The organism is Microbacterium sp. B19(2022) (assembly GCF_012030385.1).
In the GTDB taxonomy this organism is placed as follows: domain Bacteria; phylum Actinomycetota; class Actinomycetes; order Actinomycetales; family Microbacteriaceae; genus Microbacterium; species Microbacterium oxydans_B.
Map to the genome: position 1 here is coordinate 137,711 of NZ_JAAUVO010000007.1, position 26,000 is coordinate 163,710.

Below are 26,000 nucleotides of genomic sequence, written 5' to 3' on the forward strand. Positions count from 1 at the left end.
TCGGAGAACGGAGGCGGAATGATCCGCATCGGAATCGTCGAGGACGACGGTGCCGCCATCGAGCGACTGCTCTCGCACCTGGATCGCTTCCAGCGCGACCAGGGCGAGCGGTTCCATATCGCCGCCTTCCACGACGGGGCTGACGTCCTCGCCGACTACCGTCCCGACTGGGACGTGCTGTTCCTCGACGTGCAGATGCCCCGGGTCGACGGCATGGCGGCCGCCCGCCGCATCCGCGAGGTCGACTCCGAGGTCATCATCGTCTTCATCACGAGCTCGCCGCACTACGCGGTGGGCGGGTACGAGGTCGACGCCCTCAGCTACCTCCTGAAGCCGGTGGCCTATGCGTCGTTCGAGCAGGAGATGTCGCGGATCCTCACGCGGCTGCAGCGGCGGTCGCGGCGGGAGCTGCTCTTCACCGCGACCGACGGTGTGCACCACCGCGTCGCCGTGGACGACATCCGCTACATCGAATCGATCCGTCACCGCGTCGAGCTGTACACGCTCGACGGCACGTTCAGCATCGCGACGACGTTGAAGGCGATGGAGGCGCAGCTGGCCGACAAGGGGTTCCTGCGCTGCCACAGCGGCCTGCTCGTGAACCTGCGACACGTGACCGGCATCGACGGCAACGACTGCCGCATCCGCGGGGGCGGCAGCCTCCCCATCAGCCGACCTCGGAAACGGGAGTTCTACGCCGCCCTCGCCGAGTACGTCGGTTCGCGCGGAATCTCGGCGTGAACGGCGTCGAGGGGCCGGTCCTCGCCGAGATCCCCCGCTACCTGACCGCCATCGCGGAATGGGGCGCCTGCCTCGTGTACATCTTCGTCGCCCGACGACGGTTCGGGTGGCTGGCGACGATCGGCCTCTGCATCCTCGCGCTGGGGATGCTGCTGGCGGTGCAGCTGTGGGCGGGCACGCTGCCGATCGCATGGTGGATCCCGGGGATGCTGCTCGCCGCGGCGACCATGTTCGGCTTCGTGTATCTCGGGCTGGACACCTCGGCGCGGGGAGCGGGCTTCGTGCTCGCGCGCACCTTCGTGCTCGCGGAGCTCGTGGCTTCCGGCTTCTGGCAGCTCAACCGGTTCTACGACGGACTCGGCGATCCGTATTCGCAGCTGGCCGCGGCGGCGGTCGTCTACACCGCAGGTCTCGGGGTCGTCGGGTATGCGGAGCGCCGCCAGTTCAGCCGGGCGGAGCGCTTCGACGTCGGGGGCACGCAGCTGGTCGGCGCGATGGCGATTGCGGTCGCCACTTTCGCGATCTCCAACCTCAGCTTCGTGACCACGGACACGCCTTTCAGCGGCCGCTTCGGCACCGAGATCCTCTACATCCGCACCCTCGTCGACCTCAGTGGCTTCATCGCGCTGCACGTCCAGCTGCGTATCCATCGCGAATCCGCGGCGCGGCGGGATGCCGAGGCGATGGCGCAGCTGCTGCGCAGTCAGCACGACCAGTACGAGATCACCCGACGGTCGATCGACGAGGTGAACCGGAAGCACCACGACATGAAGCACCACCTGGATGCGATCCGGTCGGAGCAGGATGCCACGACCCGTGCGCGGATGCTCGACGGTCTCGAGGAGTCGATCCGCCGGTACGGTGCCGTGGTGCGCACCGGCAACCACGTGCTCGACGCGATCGTGACGGCGAAGCTCGCGCGCGCCGGTGAGCGGGGGATCGAGGTGTCGGTCGTGGCCGACGGCGCCCTCCTCTCGTTCATGCGCCCGCTCGAGCTCACCTCTCTCGTCGGCAACGCGCTCGACAACGCCATCGAGGGTGCGGCGCGGGTGTCGGCGGAGGATCTGCGGGTGATCCGGTTCGCGGTCTTCGCGCAGGACGACTTCGCGATGGTGCGCATCGAGAACACCTTCGACGGGGTGGTCCTGCGCGACGGGGATCGCATCGTGACCCGCCAGCGCGGCAGGGGCCACGGCTACGGGCTGCGCAACATCGAGACCGCCGCGGCGGCGTACGGCGGCGCGGTCGCCATCACGGCCGACGACCGGTGGTTCTCGCTGCGGGTCCTGTTCCCGGCGCACGGCGGCACCGACGGCGCGGATGATGGCGAGGGCGACGCCGTCTGACGGGCTGCCCCGCCCGCACGGCTACCGTTCATGCGCCGGAACCGACCGATCGTGTCAGCGGCGACCGGCGCTCGGCATCCGATTGGTGTACTGAATGGCGTGAGTGACGCCGTCAGAACCCGCAACCCGCTGTCCGCCGCCTGGTCGGCCTTCGCCGAGGCGAAGCCGACGCTCGCCGAGCTCCTCGTGTTCAGTGCGCTCAACGTGGCACTCACGGTGCTGCAGCTCGTGATCATGCCGGTGTTCAAGCTGATGTTCAGCGGCACCTCGCTCGTCGACGTCGACTTCCAGGCCGTGCCGGTGGGCGGCGGCTTCGTCTTCGACTACACGGCCGGCGCGCTGCCGGAGGGCGGGGGCGGGCTCGCGTACTTCCTCGCCGTGCAGATCACGCTGCTCATCGCGACCGTGATCAACTTCTTCCTGCAGCGCAACGTCACCTTCAAGTCCAACACCAACGTGTGGCGGGCGGCCGCCTGGTACACCGTGGCCTACGTCGTGCTCACCTTCGGTGCCGCGGCTCTGCAGACGCTCTACAAGACGCCGATCTACGAGCTGCTGATGGTCACGTGGGGGATGGGAGCGGCCGGGGAGACGGTCGCCGACGTGGTCACGATGCTCATCAACGCGCTGATCTCGTGCGCCGTGTTCTTCCCGATCTTCAAGATCATCTTCCGCCGCGAGGCCGAGGTCGTCGTGGTGGAGGCGGGGCCGCGCGCGTACGCCCGCGACCCCGAGACCGCCACCGCCGAGGTCTGACCCGCTCTCAGGATGAGGCAGTCGGAGCCGGGCGGGAGTCCGCTTCGAGCACCACGGTCGCCGGGGCGATTCCGTCGCCGGCAGAGACCGTGACCGTCACCGCGCCGGGGCCCGTGCGGCGGACGACGGCCAGGGCCAGCCCGTCGAACGTCTGATGCGCAGGCCCGTCGTAGGTGTCCGTCGGAGCGGGGTCCCCGCTGCCCACGGCCGCGAGCACGCCGTCGCCGTCCACGCGCACGTCGATGAGTCGGTCCGCTCCGGTGTCGACCCGACCGTCGGCGTCGGTGACCGCGATCTCGATGAAGGCCAGCTCTCCTGACGGGCCGTTCTCCACTCTCGTGACGAGCTGGGTGGCGTCGCCGGCGCTGGACAGGGAGAAGGATTCGGCGCGTGCGCCCTGTCGAATCGCCGTGGCGGTCAGCTCGCCCGGGCGGTAGGCGACGGTGAACTCGGCTCTGTAGCGGTTGTCGGCGCCCGCAGCGACCGTGCCGATCGCCTCTCCGTCGAGGGCGAGCTCGACCTGCTCCGCGTCGCTGTAGACCTCGACCGCGAGCGGTGCGCCCTCGTGACCGGTCCAGGTCCAACTGCCGATGCTGTCGCTCCAGGTCCAGGGCCCCGCATAGAAGGTCTTGTCCTCGTTGCCGGGGCGCGACACGGCGATGTAGGGGGTCGTGCGGAGCCCGAAGACGATCTCCCGATAGAACGAGGCGGGGCGGCGGGAGCCGATCAGATCCAGGTCGCCGCACCAGGCGGCGATCCAGGGATACGGGCCGCTGAGACTGGGTGTCTCTCCTTCGGCGAGGTGATGGGCGCGTCCGATTCCCGCCTCTCCCAGGTAGTCGAAGCCGGTCCAGGTGAAGTCGCCGATGACGTGCGCGTTCTCGGTGACGAGCGCCCAGTTGTGGTCGATGCGCGTGGGGAACGTCTCGGTGCCGACGATCACGCGGTTCGGGAACAGCTCCTTGTCCATCTCGTAACGGCCGTCGAGGTAGTTCATGCCGGCGATGTCGAGCACGCCGAAGGACTCGGCGGTCTTCTCCGTGACCATCGGGGAGGTGCCGATCTGGTTCATGAACTCTCCTGGCCCGGCCATGAGGGTGTTGATCCCCGCGGCGTCACCGTCGCCCTGTCCGCGCTGCGCGGCGAGCTTCTTGATGTCGTCCATGACGGCGAGCATCCCGTTGACCGCGTTGGTGACATACCGCGTCGGGTCGAGTTCGCGCACCTTCTCGGCGAGTGCGCGACCCGTGAGACCTCCGGCCGGCGAGCCGGTCTCGGGGATCTCGTTGCCGATGGAGTACATGATCACGGACGGGTGGTTGAAGTCCTTCGTCACCATCGATTCGACGTCGCGCTCCCACCACTCGGTGAAGTGGAGCGAGTAGTCGTGGGGCATCTTGTTCGAGGTCCACATGTCGAAGGTCTCGTCCATGACGTAGACGCCCAACCGGTCGCACGCCTCGATCATGGCGACGCTCATCGGGTTGTGCGAGGAGCGGATCGCATTGAAGCCGGCCTCCTTCAGCAGTCGTACGCGGCGCTCCTCGGCGTCCGCGAACGTCGCCGCCCCGAGGATTCCGTTGTCGTGGTGGACGCAGGCCCCGCGGAGCTTCACGACCTCGCCGTTGACGCGCAGTCCGTGCACGGGGTCGACCTGGAGTGAGCGGATGCCGAAGGCTGCCGAGGCGTCGTCGATGGCCGCGCCGTCGACGACCAGTTCCACGGCGGCGGAGTAGAGGGCGGGGCTCTCGGCGCTCCACAGCTGCGGTGCGCGCACGTAGAGGCGCTGCCGGCTGCGGGAGCGTCCGTTCGCCTCGACCGTCACCGGGACGGTTCCCCGTGCGACGGTGGTCCCTGCCGGGTCGGTAAGGGTCACGGCGACGTCGACCGTCTCGCGACGGTTGCTCGTGCTCGCCACGATCACGTCGACTTCGACGACGGCGCCATCCGGTTCGATGTCGGATGCGCTGACCCGCACCCCGTCGATCGGGATGTGGACGGCCGGTCCGACGTGGAGCCAGACGTCGCGGTAGATGCCCGCGCCGGTGTACCACCGGGAGTCTCCGCCGTGCCGTGATTCGACCTCGATGAGGTTCTCTTCGCCGGGGCGCAGGAACCGGTCGGCGTCGATCGTGAACCCGGAGTAGCCGTACGGACGCTGCCCCGCGAAAGCGCCGTTGATGTGCACGGTCGCGTCGCGGTAGACGCCCTCGAACTCGAGGACGATCCGCTGGCCGGCGAGGTCGGCCGCGGGGGTGAACGTCGTGCGGTACTGGTACGCGCCGGCGGGGAAGTAGGCGACGGCGCCGTCTCCGTCGGGATCGCGCTGTTCGTGGATCAGCGCATCGTGCGGGAGCGTGACGTCGGTGTACGGCGTGCTAACTCCGCCGAGTTCGGCGAACGGGTTCTGCTTCGGTCGAAACTGCCAGCCATCGTTGAATGCCGTGCGCTTCATCGGGTCTCCTTCGGTCGTGCGGTGGGGCTGCTCAGGGAATCGCGGACGGCATCGAGCACCTCGAGGGTGGCGATGCTGTCCGCGAGGGGGTGGGTGGGGTGCTCGGTCCGGTGCTCGGCGATCGCGAGGGTGACTGCCTCGAGCATCGGGACGTACCCGTTGCCTCGGCGTTCGTGCTGCGTGCGATGCGGCTCGGTCAGGGCGCGGGAGATCGGACCCTTCTGGGTCGTGAACTCATCCGCGGCCCAGAAGGGTGCGGGCGCGGTCATCCACCCGTCGGTGCCGCTGACGGATGCCGTCGGCTCGATGTACTCGACCATCGACGCGCTCAGCTGCGCGAATCGTCCGTCGTCGTACTCGAAGGTGGTGTGGACGGTGAGGTCGACACCGTCGTCCCAGAGGCGACCCGTCGCGTGTATCCGCGAGGGCCGTCCGAGCACATCGAGGGCGAGGGTGATCGGATAGATCCCCTGGTCGAGCAGCGTGCTGCTGGCGCGCTCGGCGGTCCAACGGGGGGAGTCGGCCGGGCCGAACGGCAGTCCGAACGAGGCGCGCACGCTCCGGACCTCGCCGATCGCCCCGGCTCGCGCCGCCGCGACCAGATCACGGTACGCGGGGTTGAACCGCATCCACATCGCCTCCATCGCGAAGCATCCGCTCGCCGCTGCGGCGCTCGCGATCTGCCGGCCCTGGTCGGCGTTCACGGCCATCGGCTTCTCGATGAGGACGTGCTTGCCGGACTCGAGAGCGGCGATCGCGATCGCTGCATGGGTGGCATGTGGGGTGGCGATGTAGACCGCATCGACCGTCGGGTCGTCGAGCAGGGCGGACACGCTCCCGTGGGCGACGGCGAACCCCTGGTCCGCCGCGAACCTGCGGGCCCGTTCCGGATCACGGGAGCACACCGCGTGGCGGCGTGCTCCCGGGGTGAGGCGGAGGTCGTCCGAGATGGACTGGGAGATGAAGCCGGTGCCGATGACCGCCCAGTTCACCTCGGCGCCGTGCGTGCTCATGTCAGCGCTCAGGAGGCCGAGGCGGAATCCACCGCGGCCCGTCGGGCGGCGAGGTCGCGCTGGATCTGGGAGAGGTGCTTGTCGATGTTCAGGAACCAGATGATGATGCCCATGAGCACGGCGACGATGAGCGGAAGCCACAGGTAGAGGAAGATCTCCATGCTGACCGCGCTCGCCGGCTGCGAGGCCGCCTGGCCGTCGTAGTTGCCCGCGGCCAGCAGCCAGCCGACGAGGGCGACGCCGAGGCCGGCACCGAAGTTCTGGCCCGCGGTCGCGGCGGCATACGTCATGCCGTCGAGTCGGTAGCCGCTCTTCCACTCGCCGTAGTCGACCACGTCGGCGACGAGCGCGAAGAGTCCGGCCGCGGCGGGGATGCCGCCGATGGAGCGGACGAGTCCGCCGGCGATCACGAGGGTGATGTTGCTCGGGTCGATGAGCGAGATGAGGATGCCGATGACCGTGACGATGACGCCGACCAGAATGAGCTTGCGCTTGCCGAAGCGGGCGATGAACGCGGGCATGAACCAGAGGCCGATGATCAGGGGGAGGAGCTGGACGAGGCCGAGGAAGCTGTAGATGTTCGGGTCGCCGAGCACGTCCTTGGCGAAGTAGATGCCCACGCCGGCCGTGCCCGAGAGCAGGTAGTTGAGCAGGAAGAAGCCGAACGCGAGGAAGAAGTACGGGTTGCCGGTGAGGATGCGGAGGGACTTGCCGAGGGGGAGCTTGACCCCGTCGTCCTGCTTGATCGTCGACTTCACGCGCTCCTTCGTGCCGAAGAACACGATGAGGAACGTGACGGCGGCGATGATGCCGTAGACGACCGAGATCATCGTCCAGCCGGCCTGGCCTCCGCCGTTCGCGGTGACGACCGGGATCGTGACGAAGTTCACGACCAGCGTGGTGACCAGGGCGAAGAACGTGCGGATGACGGTGAGGGAGACGCGCATCTTCGAGTTGCTCGTGATCACCGAGAGCAGCGTGTGGTACGCCAGGTTGGACCCGACGAAGCCGACGCCGAGGCACAGGAAGTACATGGCGAAGGCGTAGAACTCCTTGGCCCCGGCGCCGAGTCCGGCGGGCACGTTGAAGAGCAGGATGAATGAGATGACCACGACCGGGGTCGAGAACAGGATCCAGGGTCGCGCCTTCCCCCAGCGGGTGGAGGTGCGGTCGATGAACGTGCCGAGGATGAGGTCCATGGTGCCGTCGAGCACGCGGCCGAAGAGCAGGAGGGTTCCGGCGATCGCTGCGCCGATGCCGACGGTGTCGGTGAAGTAGAAGAGCAGGAACGCGGAGATCGGCGCGAAGATCAGGTTGCCGCCGATGTCTCCGACGCCGTACGCGAGCCGTTCGCGGACCTTCAGTTTCTGACCGCTCGGGTCGCTGATCGTCTCGCCGACCGCGACGGCGGCCAGCGATGCCGTCACCGATTCCTCTGCGCTCACGGCTACGGCGGCGCGTTGCTGTTCCGCCGAGGTCCGGGTCGAATCCTTCGCCATGGCTGACTCCTTCGTCATGAATGGGACCGGTCACAGTGACCGCTGGTGTCACGTGTCAGTGACACGCGACACCACGGTAGATCGGTGAGGTGTCACGTGTCAATAGCGATGTGCGAGACTGGGGCCATGACGGTGGATGTGCAGCCTTCTCGACGAGCTACGAGCAAAGACGTGGCCGCGAGCGCGGGAGTGTCCCGCTCGACCGTGAGCCAGATCCTCAACGGTGACGAGCGGTTTCCCGAAGAGACCCGCGCGCGCGTGCGGGCTGCCGCCGACGCTCTGAACTACCGCCCGTCGCGGGCAGGGCGAGCGCTGGTCACCGGTCTCAGCGACATCGTCGTGGTCGTCGTCCCCCACGCGACCTTCGGCCCTCACCTGCAGGACTCGGTCGACCGGATCACGGGAGCCAGCGCGACCGCCGGAATGAGTGTCGTCGTGCGGTTCGCGAGGATGCAGGACGAGACGACGCTGACCTCCGTGCTCGATCTGCGGCCGGCTGCCGTCGTCGACTTCGGAGTCTTCACCTCGGCGCAGCGCGAGCGGATCCAGGCATCCGGGACGTTCATCGTTCCCCGGCGGGCGTACGTCGCCGACGGCGCCGATCCCGACCCGATCGACATCGAGATCGGGCGGATCCAGGTGCGCGAACTGCTGCGGAGCGGCCCCCGGCGGCTCGTCTATGCGGCGCTCGCGGACAAGCGCCTGGACCCGTTCGGGCCACCGCGCCTCGAGGGGATCCGGCGAGAGGCGCGCGACCGCGGCCTCGACGCGCCGCTCACCCCGCGCATCCCGCTCGACGTCGGGGGCGCCGTGAGAGCGCTGAAGGAGGCACGCGACGAGGCGGGTCCTGCTCCTCTCGGCATCTGCGCCTACAACGATGACGTTGCGATCGCGGTGGTCGCCGCCGGTCGCGCGCTCGGCCTGCGGATCCCCGAGGATGTCGCCGTCATCGGCGTCGACAAGACGGCCGTCGGCCAACTCGTCAGCCCGCGGCTCAGCACGGTGGCCATCGACCAGCCTCTCCTCATGGACGCGTTCGTGCAGGACCTGGCCGCCCTGGCAGCGCGCCGCGCAGACGCGGATCCGGAGCGATACGAGTTCGACCTCGACCGTGTGCTCGAGCTGGTGCGCGGGGAGACGACCTGATCGTCGCCTGGGGGGAGCGACACCAGGTCGCCCTCTATCTCGCGGCGATCGTGATCGGTGCCGTGGTGGGCCTCTGGGCGCCCGCCGTCGCGCATCCGCTGGAGCTCGCCATCACTCCCGTCCTCGGGCTGCTGCTGTACGCGACGTTCCTCGGCGTCCCGTTCTCGGCGATCGGGCGCGCATTCCGCGACATCCGCTTCCTCGCCGTGCTGCTGGTCGTGAACTTCGTGATCGTGCCCGTGATCGTGTTCGGCCTGTCGCGCTTCGTCGCTCACGATCAGGCGCTGCTGGTCGGCGTGCTGCTCGTCCTGCTCACGCCGTGCGTCGACTACGTCATCGTGTTCACCGGGCTCGCCGGCGGGGCGAAGGAGCGACTGCTCGCGGCCGCGCCCCTCCTGATGCTGGGTCAGATGCTGCTCCTGCCCCTGTATCTGTGGCTCTTCGTCGGACCGGAGCTGATCGACGCCATCGACCTCGCCCCGTTCCTCGACGCGTTCCTCCTGCTGATCGTGCTTCCCCTCGCGGCTGCAGGGCTCACCCAGTACGCAGCCTCGCGCACGCGCGCGGGCCGAGCCCTGAGCGATACGGTCCAGAGCGCGATGGTGCCGCTGATGATGCTCACGCTCGCGGTCGTCGTCGCCTCGCAGATCGCCGGCGTCGGCCGGCAGCTCCCCGCACTGCTCGCGACGATTCCGCTCTATGCCGCCTTCGCCGCGATCATGATTCCGGTCGGCGTCATCGCCGGCAGAGCAGCGCGCCTCGATGTCGCCCGCACGCGCGCTGTCGTGTTCTCAGGCGCCACCCGCAACTCGCTGGTCGTGCTTCCGCTCGCCCTCGCGCTGCCGGCGGCCTTCGCGCTCGCACCGCTCGCCGTCGTGACGCAGACACTCGTCGAGCTGATCGCCATGGTGATCTTCGTGCGCCTCGTCCCCCGATTCGTGCCGGTGCGGCAACGACCGTGAAGTCCGCAGACACACCGAAATGGATGCGCCCCGCAGGGCGCATCCATTCACGGAACCTCCTCAGGGTCGAGACATGATGGCGGCGCCGACGCGCTCCTGCAGTGCGAACACGCGCGGGACGTAGGTCTGCGGTCGAGGAGAGCTGCCCCCCGCACCCGTGTCGACCCACAACCCGAAGTTGAGCAGCGCGATCACGCGTGGATGACGGTTCGCGACCCGCAGATACTCGTACTGCCGGTCGAGGATCTGCGCCTCGGTCGTCCACGTGTTCCAGGTGTCGGGCACGTTCGGCGGGAACAGATAGATCTTGTCGTTCTGATCGCTGGCCATCTGCTCGAGGCGGTTCGCCGACCACTCCAGCTCGGTCTCCGTCATGTTGTAGGCATCCATGCCGTACCAATCGACGTCGGGCGGCACGGCGACGGAGTTCGCGATGTCGATGTAGGTCATCGTGAACATGATCGGAAGATCGGGGATGTCGCCCGCGTTGATGCTCGCCTGCACCGCCTTGGCCGACCAGTCGAGCTGCTGGTAGGTCACGCCCTTGAGGTAGGCCTCGTCCTCCAGGTAGTACGCCGCGATCTTGTCCTTGTATGGCTGCAGCATCTGCACGAATCCGTTCCAGCGGTTGAGGTTCGGCTGCTGCTGGTGGCTCTGCGGCGTGAAGAACTCGCTCCCGAGGTAGACGATGCATCCCTTCGGCGGGCACGCGGCGAACTCTCCGGTGTCGTAGGAGAGCGGGCTGGCGTCGAGAGTCGGAGAGACGTTGATCCAGTGCAGGTTCGAGATCCCCTTCATGTCGGGAACGTGATTCCCCGCGAGGTCGTCGTTCCGCGTTCCGTATGTGCCGAAGTACTTCAGCGTGGGGAACGGATCGACACGACTGATCGTCAGATCGTCGATCGCGCTCACCTCGCGCAGCTGAGTCGCACTTCCGTTGCTGATGTAGGCGCCCAGGTAGAGGTAGGGCTTCTTCAGGGCGGCGGTCAGCGAGGTCGTCCGGGTGGCGCCATTGACGGTCACCTCGAGATCCGGAGTCGCGCCGGCGTCGGTCGCGCGAATGGACACGGCGAAGCCGCTCGGGCGGATGGGGGCGCTGAAGGTCGGTCCCACCAGGACTCCGCCGCGATAGAGCGCGACGGTGCCGTCGCGAGCGACCGTCATGCTGAACTGGTTCTGGGAGTCTGTGACGTAGCCCTTTCCGGTGCTCGACGACGAGAGCATGATCGAGACCCAGTCCGTGGCGCTTCCGAACGATCCGGGGTCAGGCTTGACCGTCGCGCGGATCTCGAAGGCGCCGGCGCTGTCGGCCGAGACGGGCATGTCCAACTTCACTGCTGAGGGGGCGACCCAGAACGAAAGCTGATTCGGGAAGCTCGGGTTGTTCACCTGCGAATGCGTGGCGGGCGGCGTCGCCGTGTTGCTCCAATGGCCGGGCACACGCGAGTACGTCAGCGGCATCGCCAGACCGGGCTCGCGCGCTCCGAGGTTCTGGTTCAACCCGTAGTCGGACGCGTAGACGTTGGCCCCATCGAAGTTGTCCGCGAACTGCGCGACTCGGCTGACGGTGAGGTCGTCGACTGTGCTGACCTCCGCTGTCGTCGTCGCGGAACCGTTGCTGAGGTAGGCGCCGAGGAGGACGTACGGCTGCACGAGCGCCCCGGTGAGCGTCGCCGTTCGAGTGGCGCCGTTCACGGCCACGGCGAGGCTGGGACTCGCCGTCGACGCGTTGGACACCGTGACGCTGACGTCGAAACCCGTGGCCGTTCTCGTCGCCAGAAGCTCGGACGACCACAGGGCTGTGCCGCGCTGATAGAGCATGACCTTGCCGTTGCGGCTCACGGTGAGCCCGGCGTCCACGGTCGTCGCCGTCACGTAGCCGGTCGATCCGCCCGTCTTCGCGAGCATCAGCGAGACCCAGTCCGCGTCGTTGCCCCGTGCGTTCGCGTTCGGGTTGACCTTGGCCGTCAGCGTGTAGGAATCGGCCGCGTCGGTCATCGCCGGCGCATCGAGGCGCACGGCCGAGTGCTGCGCCCAGAACGAGAGCTTGCCTGCGAAGTCGGGGTGGTTCACCTGGCTGGCATAGCTGGGCGGGGTCGCCGCAGGAGTCGACCAGTTGCCGTGGACCCTCGTGTAGGTCACGCCCTTGCCGGGCCCGCTCTGGCGCGTCGAGATCGAGTCGTTCAGTCCGTACGTGGGATCGGCGTCCCTCGCATCGTTGAAGCTGTCGGTGAACTCCGGGGTGCCGGCGGCCGACGCCGGTTCGGCGACGAGGGGGACGGCGAGAGCCGTCGCCGTGACGACGGCCGCGACGATGCCGGCGAGTAGCCGCCGTCGATGCGGGCGTCGCAGAGGGACTGTCGATTCAGCGTCCAGCGCGCGTACACGTTCCATGGATGGCTCCCTTTGTCGGGGCGACTCACGGTGGAATACAATTTCACGAAGCCGCTTCAGGAGTGAAAGTAACGATCATCCTGGGCGGTGTCAAGGATTCGTCGGGATCGGGGTCCGACTGCGATGCCCTGCTCGATTCTCGACGCGGTTCAGGAGGTGACGGTGCGGCGGGCCTCGTCGATGCTCCTGCTCAGCGCCATTCGCACTCGTTCGTCGACTCTGACGCCGGCGCCCCGCAGAGCCAGCACCGCAGCTCCCGTGAGCCCGTCGTCGACGGGGATCAGCTCCGCGGGATATCCGTCCGCACGCAGGCGCTCTTCGATGCGCCGTCGGAGCGTCGGCTGCTGCGCGAGGATCCCGCCCGTCGCCACGACGGGATCCGTCGCCGACCCCTGCACGGCGCGCAGCGTGGCGTGGAGCCCCTCCGCGGCCTCGTCGATGATGGACAGCGCGACGGCGTCGCCGTCGGCTGCAGCGTCGAAGGCGAGTGGTGCCAGTCGGGCGAGCTCCACCGGACGCGCGGCGTATGTCGATGTCAGGATCTGCATGATCTCGGGCGGGCGGCCGTCATCCGCGCGGGATGCTGCTGCCGCCGATGCCGGCATGCCGGCGACCAGGAGCGCGCTCAGCGTCGTCTCCGGTCCGCGACGGTCCAGGTTCGCGAGGGCTGCGCGCGCGACCCGGTGGCCGATCCAGAATCCGGAGCCGACATCGCCGAGGAGCCACCCGAGGCCGTCGGCTGTCGCCACCGCCTGCCCGGCGTGCATCCGTACGGCGGCCGCTCCGGTGCCGCTGATGAGCACGCTCCCGTTCTCGGCGGCGGTTCCGGAGCAGAAGCCGGCCATCGCGTCCGAGTCGAATCGGACGATGGCGTGCACGCCGAACGATGCGAAGGCTGTCTGCAGGGACTGCTCGAAAGAGGTGCCCGAACTGATCCCCGCCATCGCGATGGTGACGGCGTGCACGTCCTGCGGCGCGGTCTGCGCCGCTGACAGGGCGTCGGCGGCCGCGGACGCGAGGGAGGCGATGGCGATCGGGGCTCCCGCCGAGATCGGGTTGCCGGCACCGTGGCGCGCGACGCCCAGGCATCGGGCGTCTTCTGTGATCGCCGCGCAGCGGGTACTCGTTCCTCCGGCGTCGATCGCGAGCAGCACGGGATTCATCTTGGCACCCGCAGGACGCATTGTCTCCGGTGGGTAATTCGCGGTTGACATTCCGGAAGCATAAAACTATCTTTCACAATCAACAGCATTTAGAGAACGGAAATCTCATAGTGGCAACAGGCTCCACTCCGGTCACCGCAGAGTTCGGGCTTCGCGCCCGGCTGCAGGGCACCGTTCCGACGATGTCGGCATCCATGGCGAGGACGGCACGTCTCCTGCTGGAGAACCCGGACCTCCCGATCTCCCTGTCGATCTTCGAGTTCGCCGAGCGAGCCGGGGTTTCGGCGCCGACGGTCACCCGCTTCTGCAAGTTCATCGGGTACAGCGGTTACACCGGACTGCGCGTCGGCGCGGCGGCCGAGCTCGGCCGCTCCGTGGGAGAGGACAGCATCGTCGGTGAGCCGGGCGCATCCGCGCACCCCGAGATGAGCGACGAGGATGTGCTGCGCACCTTCCTCGCCAGCCATGTGCAGGCGCTGCGCGCGTCGGCCGATCTCGTGAACCTCGGCGACATGCGCCGGGTCGCGCGGATGATCTCCGACGCTCCGCAGGTCGACGTCTACGGCGTCGGCGGCTCCGGCACCGTCGCCCACTCGCTGGTGGACCGTCTGTACCTCGTCGGCGTCAACGCGCGCGCATGGACCGACGCCCACCTGGGTCTGATGAGCGGAGCCATCCTCCCCGAGGGTGCGGTCGCGATCGGCATCTCGAGCTCCGGAGAGACGAGCGACACGATCGAGATGCTCGCCGAGGCCCGGGCGAGCGGAGCGTGGACGGTCGCGATCACCAGCAACCCGCACACGACCATCGCCGAAGACGTCGAGGTCGTGATCCAGACCGCGCCGCCGAACGACTACCTCGACCTCGGGAGCCTCACCTCCTCGCATGTCCAGACGTTCGCCGCCGACCTGCTCTACCTGCTCGCCTCCTGGAACCGCGAGGAGAAGAAGGAACGCAACGCGGCAGCGGCCATGAATGCGATCTCCGGTCGCCGACTGAACTCGCGGTCTGCCCGCCCCTCCCCTCGCGCGGCAGAACCGTCGCCGCCGAAGTCCTGAAGGAGTACCACCGATGTCCCAGCTCTTCCCCGCATTCGCCGATGAGGTACGGCACCGCATCGAGGCTCTCGACCGCTCGGCCGCGTCCGGCGGCCTCGACGCCGCGATCGAGATCCTGAGCTCGTCGCTGCAGCGCGGCGGCGTCATACACGCCTTCGGCACGGGGCACTCCGAGGCCTTCGCCATGGAGATCGCCGGTCGCGCCGGCGGCTTCATCCCGACCCATCAGATCGCTCTGCGCGACCTGGTGCTCCTCGGCTCCCGGGAACTGGCCGAGATGGGCAGGCCCGAGTTCGAGCGCGACCACACGGTCGCCGATGAGCTGTTCGATCTCTACGACATCCGCCAGGAGGACGCGTTCATCATCGCCTCGAACTCCGGCGCGAACGGCTCCACCGTGGGGCTCGCGCTGCGCGCCAAGGCGGAGGGGCTTCCGGTCATCGCCGTCACCAGCCTCGAGCACTCCCGCGCCGTGGAGACGAAGCACCCGAGCGGCAAACGGCTTTTCGAGGCGGCCGATGTCGTGATCGACAACCTCGCGCCGTTCGGCGACGCCACGATCGAAGTGGCGGACGGCCTGCGGGCCGGCGCCGTGTCGTCGATCACGGCGGCGTACATCGCGCAGCTCCTCACGCTCGGCACCGCAGACCGGCTGCGGCTCGATGCGGAGCTGCCGCCGATGTACATCTCCGCGAACATCCCCGGCGGCGACCAGCACAACATCGGGCTTCAGGGCCGCTTCGGTGCTCGCATCCTCCCGTACGCGCACCTCGATGAGCGCTCGACGCGCTAGCTACACACCCGCAAGTTACCCCCAATGAAGGAAGGTCACTCATGCCCCGCTCCTCACGCCGAATGGCGTTGAACGCCAGCGCCGCCGCTGCCGCACTCTGTCTCGTTCTCGCAGGTTGCGCCGGTCCCGGCTCCTCGTCCGAATCGGAGGGCGGCACCGCCTCCGCGGACAACCCTTTCGGTGTCGCGGCGAACACCAAGATCGACATCGTGGTGTTCGACGGCGGATACGGAACCGAGTATGCGGAGTTCGCCGCGGGCCTCGTCGAGAAGCAGCTCGGCGACGGGATCAGCGTCCAGATCACGCCGTCCAACAACCTCTCGCAGTCGCTGCAACCGCGCTTCGTCGGCGGCACGCCGCCGGACTCGTTCACCAACGATGGGGCGGATGCGATCCCCATCACCAGCATCCAGGATCAGCTCGAGGATCTCGGCGACTTCTGGGACACGAAGAACTACGACGGCGTGAAGGTCTCCGATGCGGTCTTCCCCGGGGTGAAGGAGGTCGGCGAATACGACGACGGCTACCTCAACGCGAACTACGTCATGACGCTCTTCTCCCTGTGGTACTCCCACTCCCTGTTCGAGGAGAACGGCTGGGAACCGCCCACGACCTGGTCGGAGATGGCTGACCTCTGCACCGAGGCGAGAGCGAAGGACAAGTACCTCTTCGCCTTCGGCAAAGAGGCGGCCGTCTACTACCAGTGGCTGGTGCTCGACTCGGCGATCAAGCAGGGCGGCGTCGACGTCATCAACGACATCTCGAACCTCGAGCCGGGGGCATGGTCGAACCCGGCCGTGAAGGACGTGCTCGACCAGATGGAGAGCCTCATCGATGACGACTGCTTCGTCCCCGGAGGCGCGGGAACGCAGTTCACGCAAGCTCAGGCGCAGTGGTCCAACGACCAGGAGGCGCTCTTCTATTACTCGGGCTCCTGGATCGAGTCGGAGATGAAGGATGCGACGGCCGACGGCTTCGAGATGACCGCGTGGCCGGCGCCGCTGCTCGACGCCGCAGACGCGGCCCTCCCCTTCGAGGCCGTACAGGCAGGACCGGCGATCCCGTGGGCCGTGCCGAAGGCGGCCGCGAGCACGGCAGGCGGCAAGGAGTTCCTTCGTGCTCTCTTCTCGAAGGAAGCCGCGTCGAAGTTCTCCGAGCTGACGCTCGCTCCGACCGTCGTCGAGGGCACGGTCCCCGCTGACGGCTTCGGCTCGACGGCCCTGGCGTCGACCATGGGCGTCATGGAGGACGCCGGCGACGACCTCTTCAGCTGGGTGTCGAACAGCTACTCCGGGTACTACGGGATCCAGGATGCGCCGTACTGGGTGTCGTTCCTGGCCGGTGACATCACTGCGCAGGACCTCATCGACGCGCAGGAGAAGCTCAGCGCGGCGGCCGCCGCCGACACGTCGAAGCCCAAGAAAGAATACGACTACGGCAAATGACTGCTCTCCTGACTGCGGCGGGGCCGGGGGAGCGCACAGCGCCTCCCCGGCCGCGTCGGCGGCCCAACCTCGACCGGATCAGCTTCATGCTGGTGTTCCTGGTCGCCCCTCTCATCCTGTTCGCCATCTTCGTGCTCCTGCCGTTCGCCCAGTCCACCTATTACGCGCTCACGAGTTGGGGCGGGTACTCGGATCAGCTCGAGTGGGTCGGACTGCAGAACTTCACGCAGATGCTCGGCGACGAGGTGCTCCTGAAGGCGGTGCGCAACTCCGTCGTTCTCGCTCTCGTCGTGCCGACGCTGACGCTGACCGTCGCTTTCGCGATCGCCTGCGTCGTGACGACGGGCGGCCCGAGCATCGGCAACATCCAGGGACTTCGCGGCTCGGCTTTCTACCGCGTGGCCTCGTTCTTCCCCTACTGCGTCCCGGCCATCGTCATCGGCATCATCTGGGCGCAGGTGTACGACCCGTCCAGGGGACTCCTCAACGGGTTCCTCACCGCGATCGGCCTCGACCAGTTCACGAGCTTCCCCTGGCTCGGAGATGAGTCGACGGCGATGGCGGCATCCGTCTTCGTCATCGTCTGGAGCCTGGTCGGCTTCTACACGATCCTCTTCATCGCGGCGATCAAGGGGATCCCCGCGGAGACGTATGAGGCCGCGCGCCTCGACGGCGCCGGACGGTTCCGCATCGCGGTGTCCGTGACCCTGCCCCAGATCGCCTCGAGCTTCCAGACCGCGTACATCTACCTCGGTCTCGTCGCAGTCGACTCCTTCGTCTACATGGCGGCGCTGAACGCGCAGGGCGGTCCGAACTACGCGACGCTCACCATGACGCAGTACCTCTACAACGTCGCGTTCTTCCAGGGGAAGTTCGGCTATGCGACGGCGATCGGCATCGTCCTCGCGCTGGTCACCCTCGTGTATGCGGCGTTCGTCTTCGGTGTGTTCCGCCTGATCCGTGGGAAAGATGGAGGTGACCACGCATGAGCAGCACGGTCGTGGAAAGACGGACCGAGCGGACGTCGCGTGCGCGGAGGGGAGACCTCGGCGTCTCGAGCACCTCGCATCTCCTGCTCGGCATCTGGACGATCATCGTCATCGTGCCGTTCCTGTGGACGGTCATGTCGAGCTTCAAGACCACGAAGGAGATCCTCGGATCGCCGTTCACCCTGCCCGCGCAGCTGTCCTTCGACAACTATGTGAAGGCGTGGAGCGACGCGGGTATCGGTCGGTACTTCTTCAACACCGTGCTCGTCGTCGGCAGTTCACTGATCCTCGTCATGCTGCTGGGGTCGATGCTCGCCTACGTGCTCGCCCGATTCCGCTTCCGTGGCAACAGGCTCATCTACAACGTCATGCTGGCCGCGATGGCGTTCCCGGTGTTCCTGGCGATCGTCCCCCTGTTCTTCATCCTGCAGAACATGGGCCTGCTCAACACCTGGCCGGGACTGATCCTCACCTACGTGGCGTTCGCGCTGCCCTTCACGATGTTCTTCCTCTACTCGTTCTTCAAGCAGCTCCCACATGATGTCTATGAGGCGGCGCTCATCGACGGTGCCGGTGACTGGCGGACGTTCTTCGCGATCATGCTGCCGATGGCGACCCCGGGGATCGCGTCTGTGGCGATCCTCAACTTCCTCGGCCTGTGGAACCAGTTCCTGCTGCCGGTCGTCCTCAACACGAACCGGGACAACTACGTGATCTCCCAGGGCATGGCGACCTTTGCAGCGAGCGCGGGGTACTCGATCGACTTCGGTGCGCTGTTCGCCGCGGCGGTGATGACCATCCTGCCGGTGCTCGTCGTGTACATCTTCTTCCAGCGCAAGCTCCAAGGTTCGGTGTCCCAAGGAACGTTCCGTTAGGTCGACGCGGGGCTCACTCGGCCTCTCCGCGTCGGTCTCGGACGATCCGGTCCAGCTCGTCCCAGAGCCCTGACGGGATCTCGCGACGGAAGGCCGCTTCGTCGGCCACCGCCTCCGCCGCAGAGGCGATGCCGGCCACGACAGCGACGATTCCCTCGGTGCGGGTGGCGAACTGGATCGCCGCGTCGGGCAGCTCGACGCCGTATCGACGGCACGCCGACGCCAGATCCCGAGCGAGACCGACGAGGGCGGAGCCGGCAGGCGAGTACTCGAAGCGAGCGCCGTCCTCCGGCCACGGCCGTGAGAGCAGACCGGAGTTGAAGGGCCCTGCCGCCACCACCCAGACCCCTGCCTCGCGCGCGCATTCGAGCAGTGGTGCGGCCGAACGATCCAAGAGCGTCCATCTGCCGGCGATCATCACCCCGTCGATGTCGGTCGATCCTACGAGCCTGGCTGCCGTGCGCCAGTCGGAGGTGCCCACGCCGAAGGCGGAGATGACGCCCTGATCGCGCAACTCCGCGAGCATCGGCGCCGCTTCGCGTTCCACCTGATCCAGATGATCGTCGGGGTCGTGGAGGTAGACGACGTCGATCCGATCGCAGCCGAGCCGCTGAAGGCTCTCCTCGAGAGTCCTCAGGACCCCGTCGCGCGAGTAGTCCCGCACCCAGTTCCGGCCGCTCGGCAACGCCCATTGCCCGTCGATGAGTCCGTCGACCGACGTGCGGCTGTCTTCGAGCAGCCTGCGCCCCACCTTGGTGGAGAGGACGAAGGAGTCCCGCGGACGATCGGCCAGCGCCTCACCCAGGCGAGACTCCGACAACCCCAGGCCGTAGAAGGGAGCCGTGTCGAAGTACCTGACGCCCGCCAGCCAGGCGGCGTCCACGGCCGCTCGGGCGTCGTCGTCCGAGATCGGACGGAAGAGGTTTCCCAGTGGCGCGGCGCCGAACCCCAGGGACGCGGGGCCTGAACCACCGATCACAGCGCGTACCATCTTTCGGCCGTACCCCCGAAGACCGCGGCCCTCTCGTGTTCTTCCAGAGATCCGCACCATTGTTCGGCAGCGGCGAGTACCTGCGCGAAGTCGCCGGTGATCAGGCACACGGGCCAATCGGAGCCGAACATGGTGTGGTCGACTCCGAAGGCCGCGATCGTGTGTTGGACGACGGGGCTCACCATGTCTGCGGTCCAGCCGGTCCCGGCGAGGTTGCCGAGACCGGAGAGCTTGACCGCGACATTCGGGAGATCGCCGAGAGCGCTGATGGAGGTGCGCCACTCATCGCTTCCCCTGCCATCGAGCGGGTTGCCCAGGTGGTCGAGGATCCAGCGCAGCGCAGGGACGTGCTGCGCCGACCTGACGACGGAGTCGAGCTGGTCCGGTCGCACCACCGCATCGAACGGGAGCCCGTTCGCCGCGAGGCGTTCGAGTCCGCGCCGGACAGCGACACGGCACAGCCAGTCGGGATCGTCTTCCATCTGCACCTGGTGACGGATCCCCACGAGGCGGTGACCACCGGGAAGTTCGCGGAGCCGTGCGACGCTGTCGTCGACGTCCCCCGTGAGATCCACCCATCCGACGACGCCACGGATCCATGGGTTCTCCGCCGCGAGCATCAGCAGCTCCGCCGTCTCGTCTTCCTCGCAGAGGTTCTGCACGAGCACCGACCCGTCGAAGCGTGCGGCGGCCAGCTGAACTTCGTACTCCTGCGGGCGGAAGGAGCGGGACAGCACGTCATGGTCGATCCACGGTTGAGCGCGCCGATCGAGATCCCAGAGGTGATGGTGCGCGTCGATGCGCGGAGACCCGGTGCCCCTCATGACTCGATGAACTGCTCGAGTTCGAGTGGATAGTCCAGACCCGCCGGAAGCCCGATCCCGAGACCCTTGGGTGCATGCACGAGTCCGCTCGCGTCGACGTAGGACTCCCTGGTCACCCGAGTGCTGGTGACGAGCGACTCGTAGTACGTGGTGTTCGGGATGGCCATGCACAGGTGTCGGTTCGGGGCGTCCGACCCGTGGATCTCGACGCGGATCCGGAAGGCGTCGGCGAGATGCGCGATGCGCATCGCTCCGGTGATGCCGCCCTTGAGGACCGTGTCCGCTCGCACGCCGAACGTGGCGGTTCCGGCCGCGATGAAATCAGCCGTGTTCATATGGGCCCCGTCTGAGGTCTCTGCGACGAGCAGGGGCACATCCACCGATGCGGCCAGTCGACGATAGGCATGCACGCTGAACTCGCGCATCGGCTCCTCGTACCAGAGGTAGCCGTTCGCGGACATGGCGCGCCCGACATGGATGGCGTCCGGAAGGTCGAATCCGGCGGACCCGTCGTACATCAGCGGCACGTCGTCGCCGACGTGCGACCTCAGGGCTTCGCACAACTTCGCGTCGCGTCGGGCATCTCCCCACGCGTGCAGCTTCACCGCGGTGTACCCGAGCTCGAGGCACTGATCGGCGACGTCGAGGTACTCCTCCACGCTGTCGAAAGTGGTCGTCGACGCGTAGGCCGGAATGGAGTGGCGTGCACCGCCGAGCAGCTGCCAGAGCGGCAGACCCGCAGCCCGTGCCGCGAGGTCCCACAGTGCGACGTCGACGACTCCGAGCAAGGGCAGGGGCAGTTCGTGGATGCGATCGAGCTCCCAGAGTCGATGCCAGAGGTGCTCCCGATCGAGCGGGTCCTGGCCGACCAGCTCTCGACGGAACAGCGCTTCCACGGCCTGCTCGAGCTGCGGCGCACTTCCCGGGCGCTTCAGCAACGCGACCCCTTCGATGCCCTCATCGGTGCGCAGATGCAGGATCGCTCCGTGGTCGTCACCCGGACTGCCATCGAGTCCGGATCGCCACGAGAAGGCCGGCGCGGCAGCGGGAATGGGGACGCGATGCGTTTCGACGTGCGTGATTCTCATCAGGTGCGCTTTCTTGAGGTTCGGAGGGGCTACGGGAGCATCGGAGCGGGTACGGCATATCGCTCGGCGATGCTCTGGATCGACTCGACCAGCTCGGTGGAGGCAGGGAAGGTTCCGTCGTTGTCGCGTCGTCTCATGAGCTCCGGTTCCCCCGGGAACAGGACCGCGGGGCTCGAGGGGAGTCGGCTGCGACGCAGCTCCTCGACCAGTGAACGGATGGCCCTGTCGGATTCGGCGGCGGCGTCGCCCGGACCGCGCAACGCGAGGAAGAAGTGCCCGAGTTCCTGGGGGAGGGAGGCATCACCGTGCAGCGGCGACACGAAGGGGCTCGTCTTCGCGCCCCCCAGTGCGACGAGGGCGTCGATCATGAACGCGAGTCCGAACCCCTTCGGGCCTGCGGCAGGGAGCAGTGCGCCGCGCAGTGCATCCGACGACGACTCCGTCGCTCGGCCCGCGTCGTCCACCGCCCACCCCGTGGGGATGCTCTGACCCGCGGCGGCGGCGACGAGCACCCGCCCGTAGCTGACTTCCGAGGTCGCCATGTCCAGGATCGGTCGATCTTCCGCGCTCAGCGGGAGCGCGATGGTGAGCGGATTCGTTCCGAGCACCGCCTCGCCTCCGCCCGGCGCGCACATCGCACGATCGGTGTTGCAGCACACGATCCCGATCATCCCTTCGTCCGCGATCATCTCCGAGTAGAAGGCGGCCGCGCCGAAGTGGTTCGCATTGCTGACGAGAACGCAGCCGATTCCCGACTCGCGGGCGCGCGTGATGGCCAGACGGACCGCATGCACGGCGGTGGCCGCACCCGGGCCCGCGTCGCCGTCGAGGGCGACGACCGAACCCAGATCCCAGAGCGTCGACGGTGCGTGCGACGCATTGATCCCGCCCTTCTCCACCCGTTCGAGGTAGATGGGGAGACGGATGAACCCATGGCTCGCGGTGCCGCGCGACTCCGCGTAGGCGAGGTTCTGCGCGACGACATCTGCATCCTCGTCGGTGAGGCCTGCGCGCTGCAGCACAGCCGTCGCCCACCGCGCGGTGTCGGAGACGGCCAGCCGGCGAGTCATCGATACTCCGTCCGGGGGAGACTGCCGTCCATGATGTAGCCGCCGTCGACATCGAGAGTCGTGCCTGTGCAGTAGTCCGCATCGGCTGATGCGAGGAAGCAGATTCCGGCCGCCACCTGCTCGGGTTGCGCGGGCACCCGGAGCGGAACCCGGCTGGCGAGGGCGTCGAGGATCTCGGGCGTGTAGAGGGTCGCGGTGAGCGCGGTCACGGTCGCCCCCGGGCGGACGCAGTTCACTCGGATGCCGAGGGGTGCCCACTCCGAGGCGAACGTCCGCGACATGGCTTCGATGCCGCCTTTCGTCGCCGTGTAGGCGGACGCGTTCGGCTCCGACAGCACGGCGTGGATGGAGGACACGTTGACTATCGCGCCTCCTCTTTCCGCGGCTCTGAGCCGCCGTGCGACGGAGACCGAGAGGACGAACACGCTGCGCAGATTCACCCGGACGATGCGATCGAAGGCTTCGGGGCTCGTCTCCAGCGCCGGAGCGACATGGAGCACGCCCGCGCAGTTGACGAGGATCGTCGGAAGCCCGATCAGACCCTCCACCCGATCGAGTGCGTCCTCGACCGCCGACTCGTCGCCGATGTCGACGACGACGGGGAAGGCGATCGCCCCGGTGGATGTGATGGCATCGGCCGTCGCGACGGCGCCGGCCTCATCGATGTCCAGGATCGCGACGCGGGCTCCCTCGCTCGCCAGCCTCTCCGCCGTCGCCCTCCCGATGCCCGAAGCGCCTCCGGTGACGACGGCGACCTGCTCAGCGAATCTCATGCGATCTCCTTCTTCCTGCTCCCGCTCGAATCGGCCGTCGAGCGGACGAAGTCATCGATCGCCCTCTCGGCCAGGTCGGCGATCTGAATCCGGAACTCGGCCCGTTGGGATTCGCCCGGCCCGATCATCAGAGCCTGACCCGCCGCGACATCCTCGGTGAGGGCGCGTGAGGGGGCCGCCGTGTGCGGTTCGACTCCGACGATGTGGTGGCGACCCCACCAGGGATACCCGGCGGGGTCACGGCATTCCTGCCAGACCCACAGTCGCGGGAAGATGTCGACGGGCCAGGTGACTCCGACGGCCAATCCGGCGGATTCGGATGCGACGACGTACCACCCGTCGTGTGCCGCCGCATAGCCGAGGTCCGCAGAGCCACGGTCGCCGGGTTCCAGTAGGAGCGCCGTCGCGCCGTGGCGCTCCTCTGTGGGGACGGCGGTCCCGACGTCCCAGGACTGGACGCGGCCGAAAGGCGACGGGTCGGCGACGAGACCGGAGAAGTCGCCGAGCAGAACGGCGGGCTCTTCGGTGAGCGCTTCCGAGAAGACCGGATGGAAGCCCCAGTGCACGGGCAGGTCGTGGGGAGACGCATTGGTGACGGTCGACTCGATGACGACGATCGCGCCCTCGCGCAGTGAGATCCGTCGCTCGGCGATGAACGGGTAACGCCGCAGCGCCGCACGGCATCGGAGGAACGCGCCGTCAGCGTCTTCCTGAGCATCGACCACCCACGGGATGCGGCAGCTCTCACCGTGGAACACCAGCGGCGCCCCCTCCACCACGCAGTCGGGTCCCGCGTTCGGGAAGAGTTCCTGGATCCCGCCCCGGTAGTCGTCGTAGAACGCCGCGCTCCCCGACGGGAGCCCGGCTCCTGCGACGGGATTCGGCATCCCCTCCGGCGACCACAGCATCTCGACCGCGCGCGGCAGGTAACGGATGCTGCGGATGTCGGCGCCGCGCAGCGGGTCCACAGTGACCTCCAGCACTCCATCGGACAGCACCCACGACCCCTTCTCGCGCAGGGTGACGAGACTGCTAGTCATCTGCGCTCCAATGCGTGATCCGGACATCGTGTTCGATGAGGTAGCCGCGCACATAGCTGAGGTGCTCGCGCATTCTCTCGCGCGCGAGTTCCGGCTCTGCGGCGAGGATCGCGAGCATGATCTCCTCGTGCTGGACGTCGCTGTGATCGATCGCGCGGGGAACCTTCGTCCCGAAGACCATGCCGCGGGTCACCGGCTCCCGGACGGCATCGACCAGGGCGCGGAGGACCGTGTGGTCGGCCATCTCCGCGATCGCTCCGTGGAACGCGAGGTCAGCCTGGACGTGGGCCTCGCCATCTGCGCTCGCCGCGGCGAGTGCGGCGAACGCATCTCGCAGTTTCGCGGCGCCGGCGGGCGTCACGCGCGCGGCGGCGAGTGCGGCGAGTTCCGGTTCTATCAGGAGGCGGGCGTCACACAGTTCGACCAGACCGACCCGCTCCAGTTCGAGCAGGAGCTGCAAGGCGGCGCGCGCCTGTTCGCCGGACGGCAAGGCGACGAAGGTCCCGTATCCGTGACGCGAGGTGGTGAGCCCGCGCTGGCCCAGGATTCCCAACGCTTCGCGGACGACGTTGCGGCTCACGGAGAGCATCACGGCCAGTTCGCGCTCGGCGGGCAGCGCATCGCCGGGGTTCAGCTTGCGTTGGAGGATGAGTGCCTGGAGCGCGTCCACGACGGAGTCGATCGTCCTGTGACGCGCCACCGACGCGTACATGCTGTTCTCGTTCGTTGCCTGCGGCACGGTCATACCTCCGTGGGGTGGTGGAGCGGAGCACCCGGAACCTCGGTGCGGATGCGCGCGATGTGCCAGCGTCCGAGGCTCGCGACGAGCAGATCTCTCCGGTCGGCGCCGGAGAACACGATATTGGTCGGGGCAGCCAGATCGGTGCCCTGGAAATCGTCCCGAAGGATGAGAAGCGTGCCGTCCGGCTCGAGGGTGTAGAGCCTGTCAGGGCGGTAACAGCCGATGTAGAGTCGCCCCTCGCTGTCGAAGGCGATGCCGTCCGGTACGGTTCCCGGCATCGAGACGACGAGTTCTGGCCGGCCGGCCGATCCGTCTTCGAGGATCGGGATCCGTGTGATGCCGGGCAGCGTCGACTCCACCACGTACAGGTGCTTCTCGTCCTGGTCGAGCGCCAGCCCGTTCGTGAAATGGGGCACGTCGGACGACCAGAGTTCTGTGGATCCGCCGGGGAGCACACGGTAGATGCAGCCACCGCCGGCCGGCCAGGTGCCTGAATCGGAGACGTACAGGACTCCGCTCGCACCGTACACCGGGAAGTTCGGGGTGATCATCGGTCGTTCGGGCGTGCCCGAGGAGAGCACCGTCATCGCACCGTCGCCGTCGAACCGGACGAGTTGCCGGCGCTGAGGATCGCACGCCACGACATTGCCGTGTCCGTCGACGGCCAGGCCGAGCAGCCAGCCTCCCGAGCTCCCGACTTCCGTCACCTCGAAGCTCTCCCCATCCAGGCGATAGAGCTGACCGGCTTCGCCTCCGGCGAAGATCGTGCCGTCAGGTCCCACCGTGACGCACTCGGGGTGGTCGAGTCCATCGGCGACCGTGTCGATCATGTTGCCT

23 protein-coding genes are annotated in these 26,000 nt (G+C 67.8%); 10 read left to right on the top strand and 13 right to left on the bottom strand.

What is annotated here, in order from left to right; all coding sequences use genetic code 11:
• Positions 1-18 precede the first annotated feature (18 nt).
• From HCX50_RS08380 to HCX50_RS08390, 3 genes are all read left to right on the top strand, one after another.
• Complete coding sequence (locus tag HCX50_RS08380; protein ID WP_029264036.1) at positions 19-741, top strand: LytR/AlgR family response regulator transcription factor; 723 nt, start codon at positions 19-21, stop codon at positions 739-741.
• On the top strand, positions 738-2,087 hold the full coding sequence (locus tag HCX50_RS20170) for a GHKL domain-containing protein (RefSeq protein ID WP_167633768.1): 1,350 nt from the start codon (positions 738-740) through the stop codon (positions 2,085-2,087). The genes HCX50_RS08380 and HCX50_RS20170 overlap by 4 nt, the downstream gene beginning before the upstream one ends.
• Before the next feature lie 99 nt (positions 2,088-2,186).
• Positions 2,187-2,843, top strand: a complete 657-nt coding sequence (locus HCX50_RS08390; RefSeq protein WP_205828938.1) for a hypothetical protein — start codon at positions 2,187-2,189, stop codon at positions 2,841-2,843.
• 7 nt (positions 2,844-2,850) lie between these two features.
• Here the strand turns inward: HCX50_RS08390 and HCX50_RS08395 are convergent, their stop codons facing one another.
• From HCX50_RS08395 to HCX50_RS08405, 3 genes are read right to left on the bottom strand one after another with little or no spacing between them, the layout of a single operon-like run.
• A complete protein-coding gene (locus HCX50_RS08395) occupies positions 2,851-5,298 on the bottom strand; it encodes a glycoside hydrolase family 2 TIM barrel-domain containing protein (protein ID WP_167633770.1) in 2,448 nt (815 codons plus the stop codon).
• Positions 5,295-6,311, bottom strand: coding sequence for a Gfo/Idh/MocA family protein (locus HCX50_RS08400; protein ID WP_167633772.1), 1,017 nt, complete (start codon positions 6,309-6,311; stop codon positions 5,295-5,297). The genes HCX50_RS08395 and HCX50_RS08400 overlap by 4 nt, the downstream gene beginning before the upstream one ends.
• 8 nt (positions 6,312-6,319) lie before the next feature.
• A complete protein-coding gene (locus tag HCX50_RS08405; RefSeq protein ID WP_167633774.1) occupies positions 6,320-7,810 on the bottom strand; it encodes an MFS transporter in 1,491 nt (496 codons plus the stop codon).
• Positions 7,811-7,936: 126 nt separating this feature from the next.
• Between HCX50_RS08405 and HCX50_RS08410 the strand changes: the two genes are divergently transcribed.
• Entirely contained in the window at positions 7,937-8,956 is a 1,020-nt protein-coding gene (locus HCX50_RS08410) for a LacI family DNA-binding transcriptional regulator (RefSeq protein ID WP_167633776.1), read from the top strand.
• 50 nt (positions 8,957-9,006) lie between these two features.
• Entirely contained in the window at positions 9,007-9,918 is a 912-nt protein-coding gene (locus HCX50_RS08415) for an arsenic resistance protein (RefSeq protein ID WP_337749354.1), read from the top strand.
• A gap of 60 nt (positions 9,919-9,978) precedes the next feature.
• Here the strand turns inward: HCX50_RS08415 and HCX50_RS08420 are convergent, their stop codons facing one another.
• Both HCX50_RS08420 and HCX50_RS08425 read right to left on the bottom strand, forming a co-directional pair.
• Positions 9,979-12,312 (bottom strand): hypothetical protein, encoded by a 2,334-nt coding sequence (locus HCX50_RS08420; RefSeq protein WP_167633778.1) that lies wholly within the window; start codon positions 12,310-12,312, stop codon positions 9,979-9,981.
• 149 nt (positions 12,313-12,461) lie between these two features.
• Positions 12,462-13,526, bottom strand: a complete 1,065-nt coding sequence (locus tag HCX50_RS08425) for an N-acetylglucosamine kinase (protein WP_091032991.1) — start codon at positions 13,524-13,526, stop codon at positions 12,462-12,464.
• Positions 13,527-13,585: 59 nt separating this feature from the next.
• Between HCX50_RS08425 and HCX50_RS08430 the strand changes: the two genes are divergently transcribed.
• The 5 genes from HCX50_RS08430 to HCX50_RS08450 are packed head-to-tail and all read left to right on the top strand — an operon-like array spanning position 13,586 to position 18,635.
• Positions 13,586-14,533 carry a MurR/RpiR family transcriptional regulator gene (locus tag HCX50_RS08430; protein ID WP_091032988.1) on the top strand — a complete coding sequence of 316 codons (948 nt, stop codon included), beginning with the start codon at positions 13,586-13,588 and terminating at the stop codon, positions 14,531-14,533.
• A gap of 13 nt (positions 14,534-14,546) precedes the next feature.
• Positions 14,547-15,326: a sugar isomerase domain-containing protein gene (locus HCX50_RS08435; protein ID WP_167633779.1), complete on the top strand. Its 780-nt coding sequence runs from the start codon at positions 14,547-14,549 to the stop codon at positions 15,324-15,326.
• Positions 15,327-15,367: 41 nt separating this feature from the next.
• A complete protein-coding gene (gene ngcE, locus HCX50_RS08440; protein WP_091032982.1) occupies positions 15,368-16,771 on the top strand; it encodes an N-acetylglucosamine/diacetylchitobiose ABC transporter substrate-binding protein in 1,404 nt (467 codons plus the stop codon).
• Positions 16,768-17,760: a carbohydrate ABC transporter permease gene (locus HCX50_RS08445; protein ID WP_091032980.1), complete on the top strand. Its 993-nt coding sequence runs from the start codon at positions 16,768-16,770 to the stop codon at positions 17,758-17,760. The genes ngcE and HCX50_RS08445 overlap by 4 nt, the downstream gene beginning before the upstream one ends.
• The gene (locus tag HCX50_RS08450; RefSeq protein ID WP_091032977.1) at positions 17,757-18,635 is read left to right on the top strand and encodes a carbohydrate ABC transporter permease; all 879 of its coding nucleotides are present in this window, start codon (positions 17,757-17,759) and stop codon (positions 18,633-18,635) included. The genes HCX50_RS08445 and HCX50_RS08450 overlap by 4 nt, the downstream gene beginning before the upstream one ends.
• Before the next feature lie 13 nt (positions 18,636-18,648).
• Here HCX50_RS08450 and HCX50_RS08455 read toward each other — a convergent pair whose 3' ends face one another.
• From HCX50_RS08455 to HCX50_RS08490, 8 genes are read right to left on the bottom strand one after another with little or no spacing between them, the layout of a single operon-like run.
• On the bottom strand, positions 18,649-19,614 hold the full coding sequence (locus tag HCX50_RS08455) for an aldo/keto reductase (protein ID WP_337749359.1): 966 nt from the start codon (positions 19,612-19,614) through the stop codon (positions 18,649-18,651).
• Entirely contained in the window at positions 19,611-20,450 is an 840-nt protein-coding gene (locus HCX50_RS08460; RefSeq protein WP_167633783.1) for an amidohydrolase family protein, read from the bottom strand. Before HCX50_RS08460 ends, HCX50_RS08455 begins: the two co-directional genes overlap by 4 nt.
• On the bottom strand, positions 20,447-21,538 hold the full coding sequence (locus HCX50_RS08465) for an enolase C-terminal domain-like protein (RefSeq protein WP_167633785.1): 1,092 nt from the start codon (positions 21,536-21,538) through the stop codon (positions 20,447-20,449). Before HCX50_RS08465 ends, HCX50_RS08460 begins: the two co-directional genes overlap by 4 nt.
• A 29-nt stretch (positions 21,539-21,567) precedes the next feature.
• Positions 21,568-22,608 carry an Ldh family oxidoreductase gene (locus HCX50_RS08470; protein WP_167633787.1) on the bottom strand — a complete coding sequence of 347 codons (1,041 nt, stop codon included), beginning with the start codon at positions 22,606-22,608 and terminating at the stop codon, positions 21,568-21,570.
• A complete protein-coding gene (locus HCX50_RS08475) occupies positions 22,605-23,381 on the bottom strand; it encodes an SDR family NAD(P)-dependent oxidoreductase (RefSeq protein WP_167633789.1) in 777 nt (258 codons plus the stop codon). Before HCX50_RS08475 ends, HCX50_RS08470 begins: the two co-directional genes overlap by 4 nt.
• Positions 23,378-24,421, bottom strand: coding sequence for a hypothetical protein (locus tag HCX50_RS08480; protein WP_167633791.1), 1,044 nt, complete (start codon positions 24,419-24,421; stop codon positions 23,378-23,380). The genes HCX50_RS08475 and HCX50_RS08480 overlap by 4 nt, the downstream gene beginning before the upstream one ends.
• Positions 24,414-25,166: a FadR/GntR family transcriptional regulator gene (locus HCX50_RS08485; protein WP_167633793.1), complete on the bottom strand. Its 753-nt coding sequence runs from the start codon at positions 25,164-25,166 to the stop codon at positions 24,414-24,416. The genes HCX50_RS08480 and HCX50_RS08485 overlap by 8 nt, the downstream gene beginning before the upstream one ends.
• Positions 25,163-25,993, bottom strand: coding sequence for an SMP-30/gluconolactonase/LRE family protein (locus HCX50_RS08490; protein ID WP_167633795.1), 831 nt, complete (start codon positions 25,991-25,993; stop codon positions 25,163-25,165). Before HCX50_RS08490 ends, HCX50_RS08485 begins: the two co-directional genes overlap by 4 nt.
• Positions 25,994-26,000: the final 7 nt, after the last annotated feature.

Coding starts and splice junctions, on each gene's coding strand:
- HCX50_RS08380 (WP_029264036.1), top strand. CDS start 19: ATGATCCGCATCGGAATCGTCGAGGACGACGGTGCCGCCATCGAGCGA.
- HCX50_RS08395 (WP_167633770.1), bottom strand. CDS start 5,298: ATGAAGCGCACGGCATTCAACGATGGCTGGCAGTTTCGACCGAAGCAG.
- HCX50_RS08400 (WP_167633772.1), bottom strand. CDS start 6,311: ATGAGCACGCACGGCGCCGAGGTGAACTGGGCGGTCATCGGCACCGGC.
- HCX50_RS08405 (WP_167633774.1), bottom strand. CDS start 7,810: ATGGCGAAGGATTCGACCCGGACCTCGGCGGAACAGCAACGCGCCGCC.
- HCX50_RS08410 (WP_167633776.1), top strand. CDS start 7,937: ATGACGGTGGATGTGCAGCCTTCTCGACGAGCTACGAGCAAAGACGTG.
- HCX50_RS08420 (WP_167633778.1), bottom strand. CDS start 12,312: ATGGAACGTGTACGCGCGCTGGACGCTGAATCGACAGTCCCTCTGCGA.
- HCX50_RS08425 (WP_091032991.1), bottom strand. CDS start 13,526: ATGTCAACCGCGAATTACCCACCGGAGACAATGCGTCCTGCGGGTGCC.
- HCX50_RS08435 (WP_167633779.1), top strand. CDS start 14,547: ATGTCCCAGCTCTTCCCCGCATTCGCCGATGAGGTACGGCACCGCATC.
- ngcE (WP_091032982.1), top strand. CDS start 15,368: ATGCCCCGCTCCTCACGCCGAATGGCGTTGAACGCCAGCGCCGCCGCT.
- HCX50_RS08445 (WP_091032980.1), top strand. CDS start 16,768: ATGACTGCTCTCCTGACTGCGGCGGGGCCGGGGGAGCGCACAGCGCCT.
- HCX50_RS08450 (WP_091032977.1), top strand. CDS start 17,757: ATGAGCAGCACGGTCGTGGAAAGACGGACCGAGCGGACGTCGCGTGCG.
- HCX50_RS08460 (WP_167633783.1), bottom strand. CDS start 20,450: ATGAGGGGCACCGGGTCTCCGCGCATCGACGCGCACCATCACCTCTGG.
- HCX50_RS08465 (WP_167633785.1), bottom strand. CDS start 21,538: ATGAGAATCACGCACGTCGAAACGCATCGCGTCCCCATTCCCGCTGCC.
- HCX50_RS08470 (WP_167633787.1), bottom strand. CDS start 22,608: ATGACTCGCCGGCTGGCCGTCTCCGACACCGCGCGGTGGGCGACGGCT.
- HCX50_RS08475 (WP_167633789.1), bottom strand. CDS start 23,381: ATGAGATTCGCTGAGCAGGTCGCCGTCGTCACCGGAGGCGCTTCGGGC.
- HCX50_RS08480 (WP_167633791.1), bottom strand. CDS start 24,421: ATGACTAGCAGTCTCGTCACCCTGCGCGAGAAGGGGTCGTGGGTGCTG.
- HCX50_RS08485 (WP_167633793.1), bottom strand. CDS start 25,166: ATGACCGTGCCGCAGGCAACGAACGAGAACAGCATGTACGCGTCGGTG.
- HCX50_RS08490 (WP_167633795.1), bottom strand. CDS start 25,993: ATGATCGACACGGTCGCCGATGGACTCGACCACCCCGAGTGCGTCACG.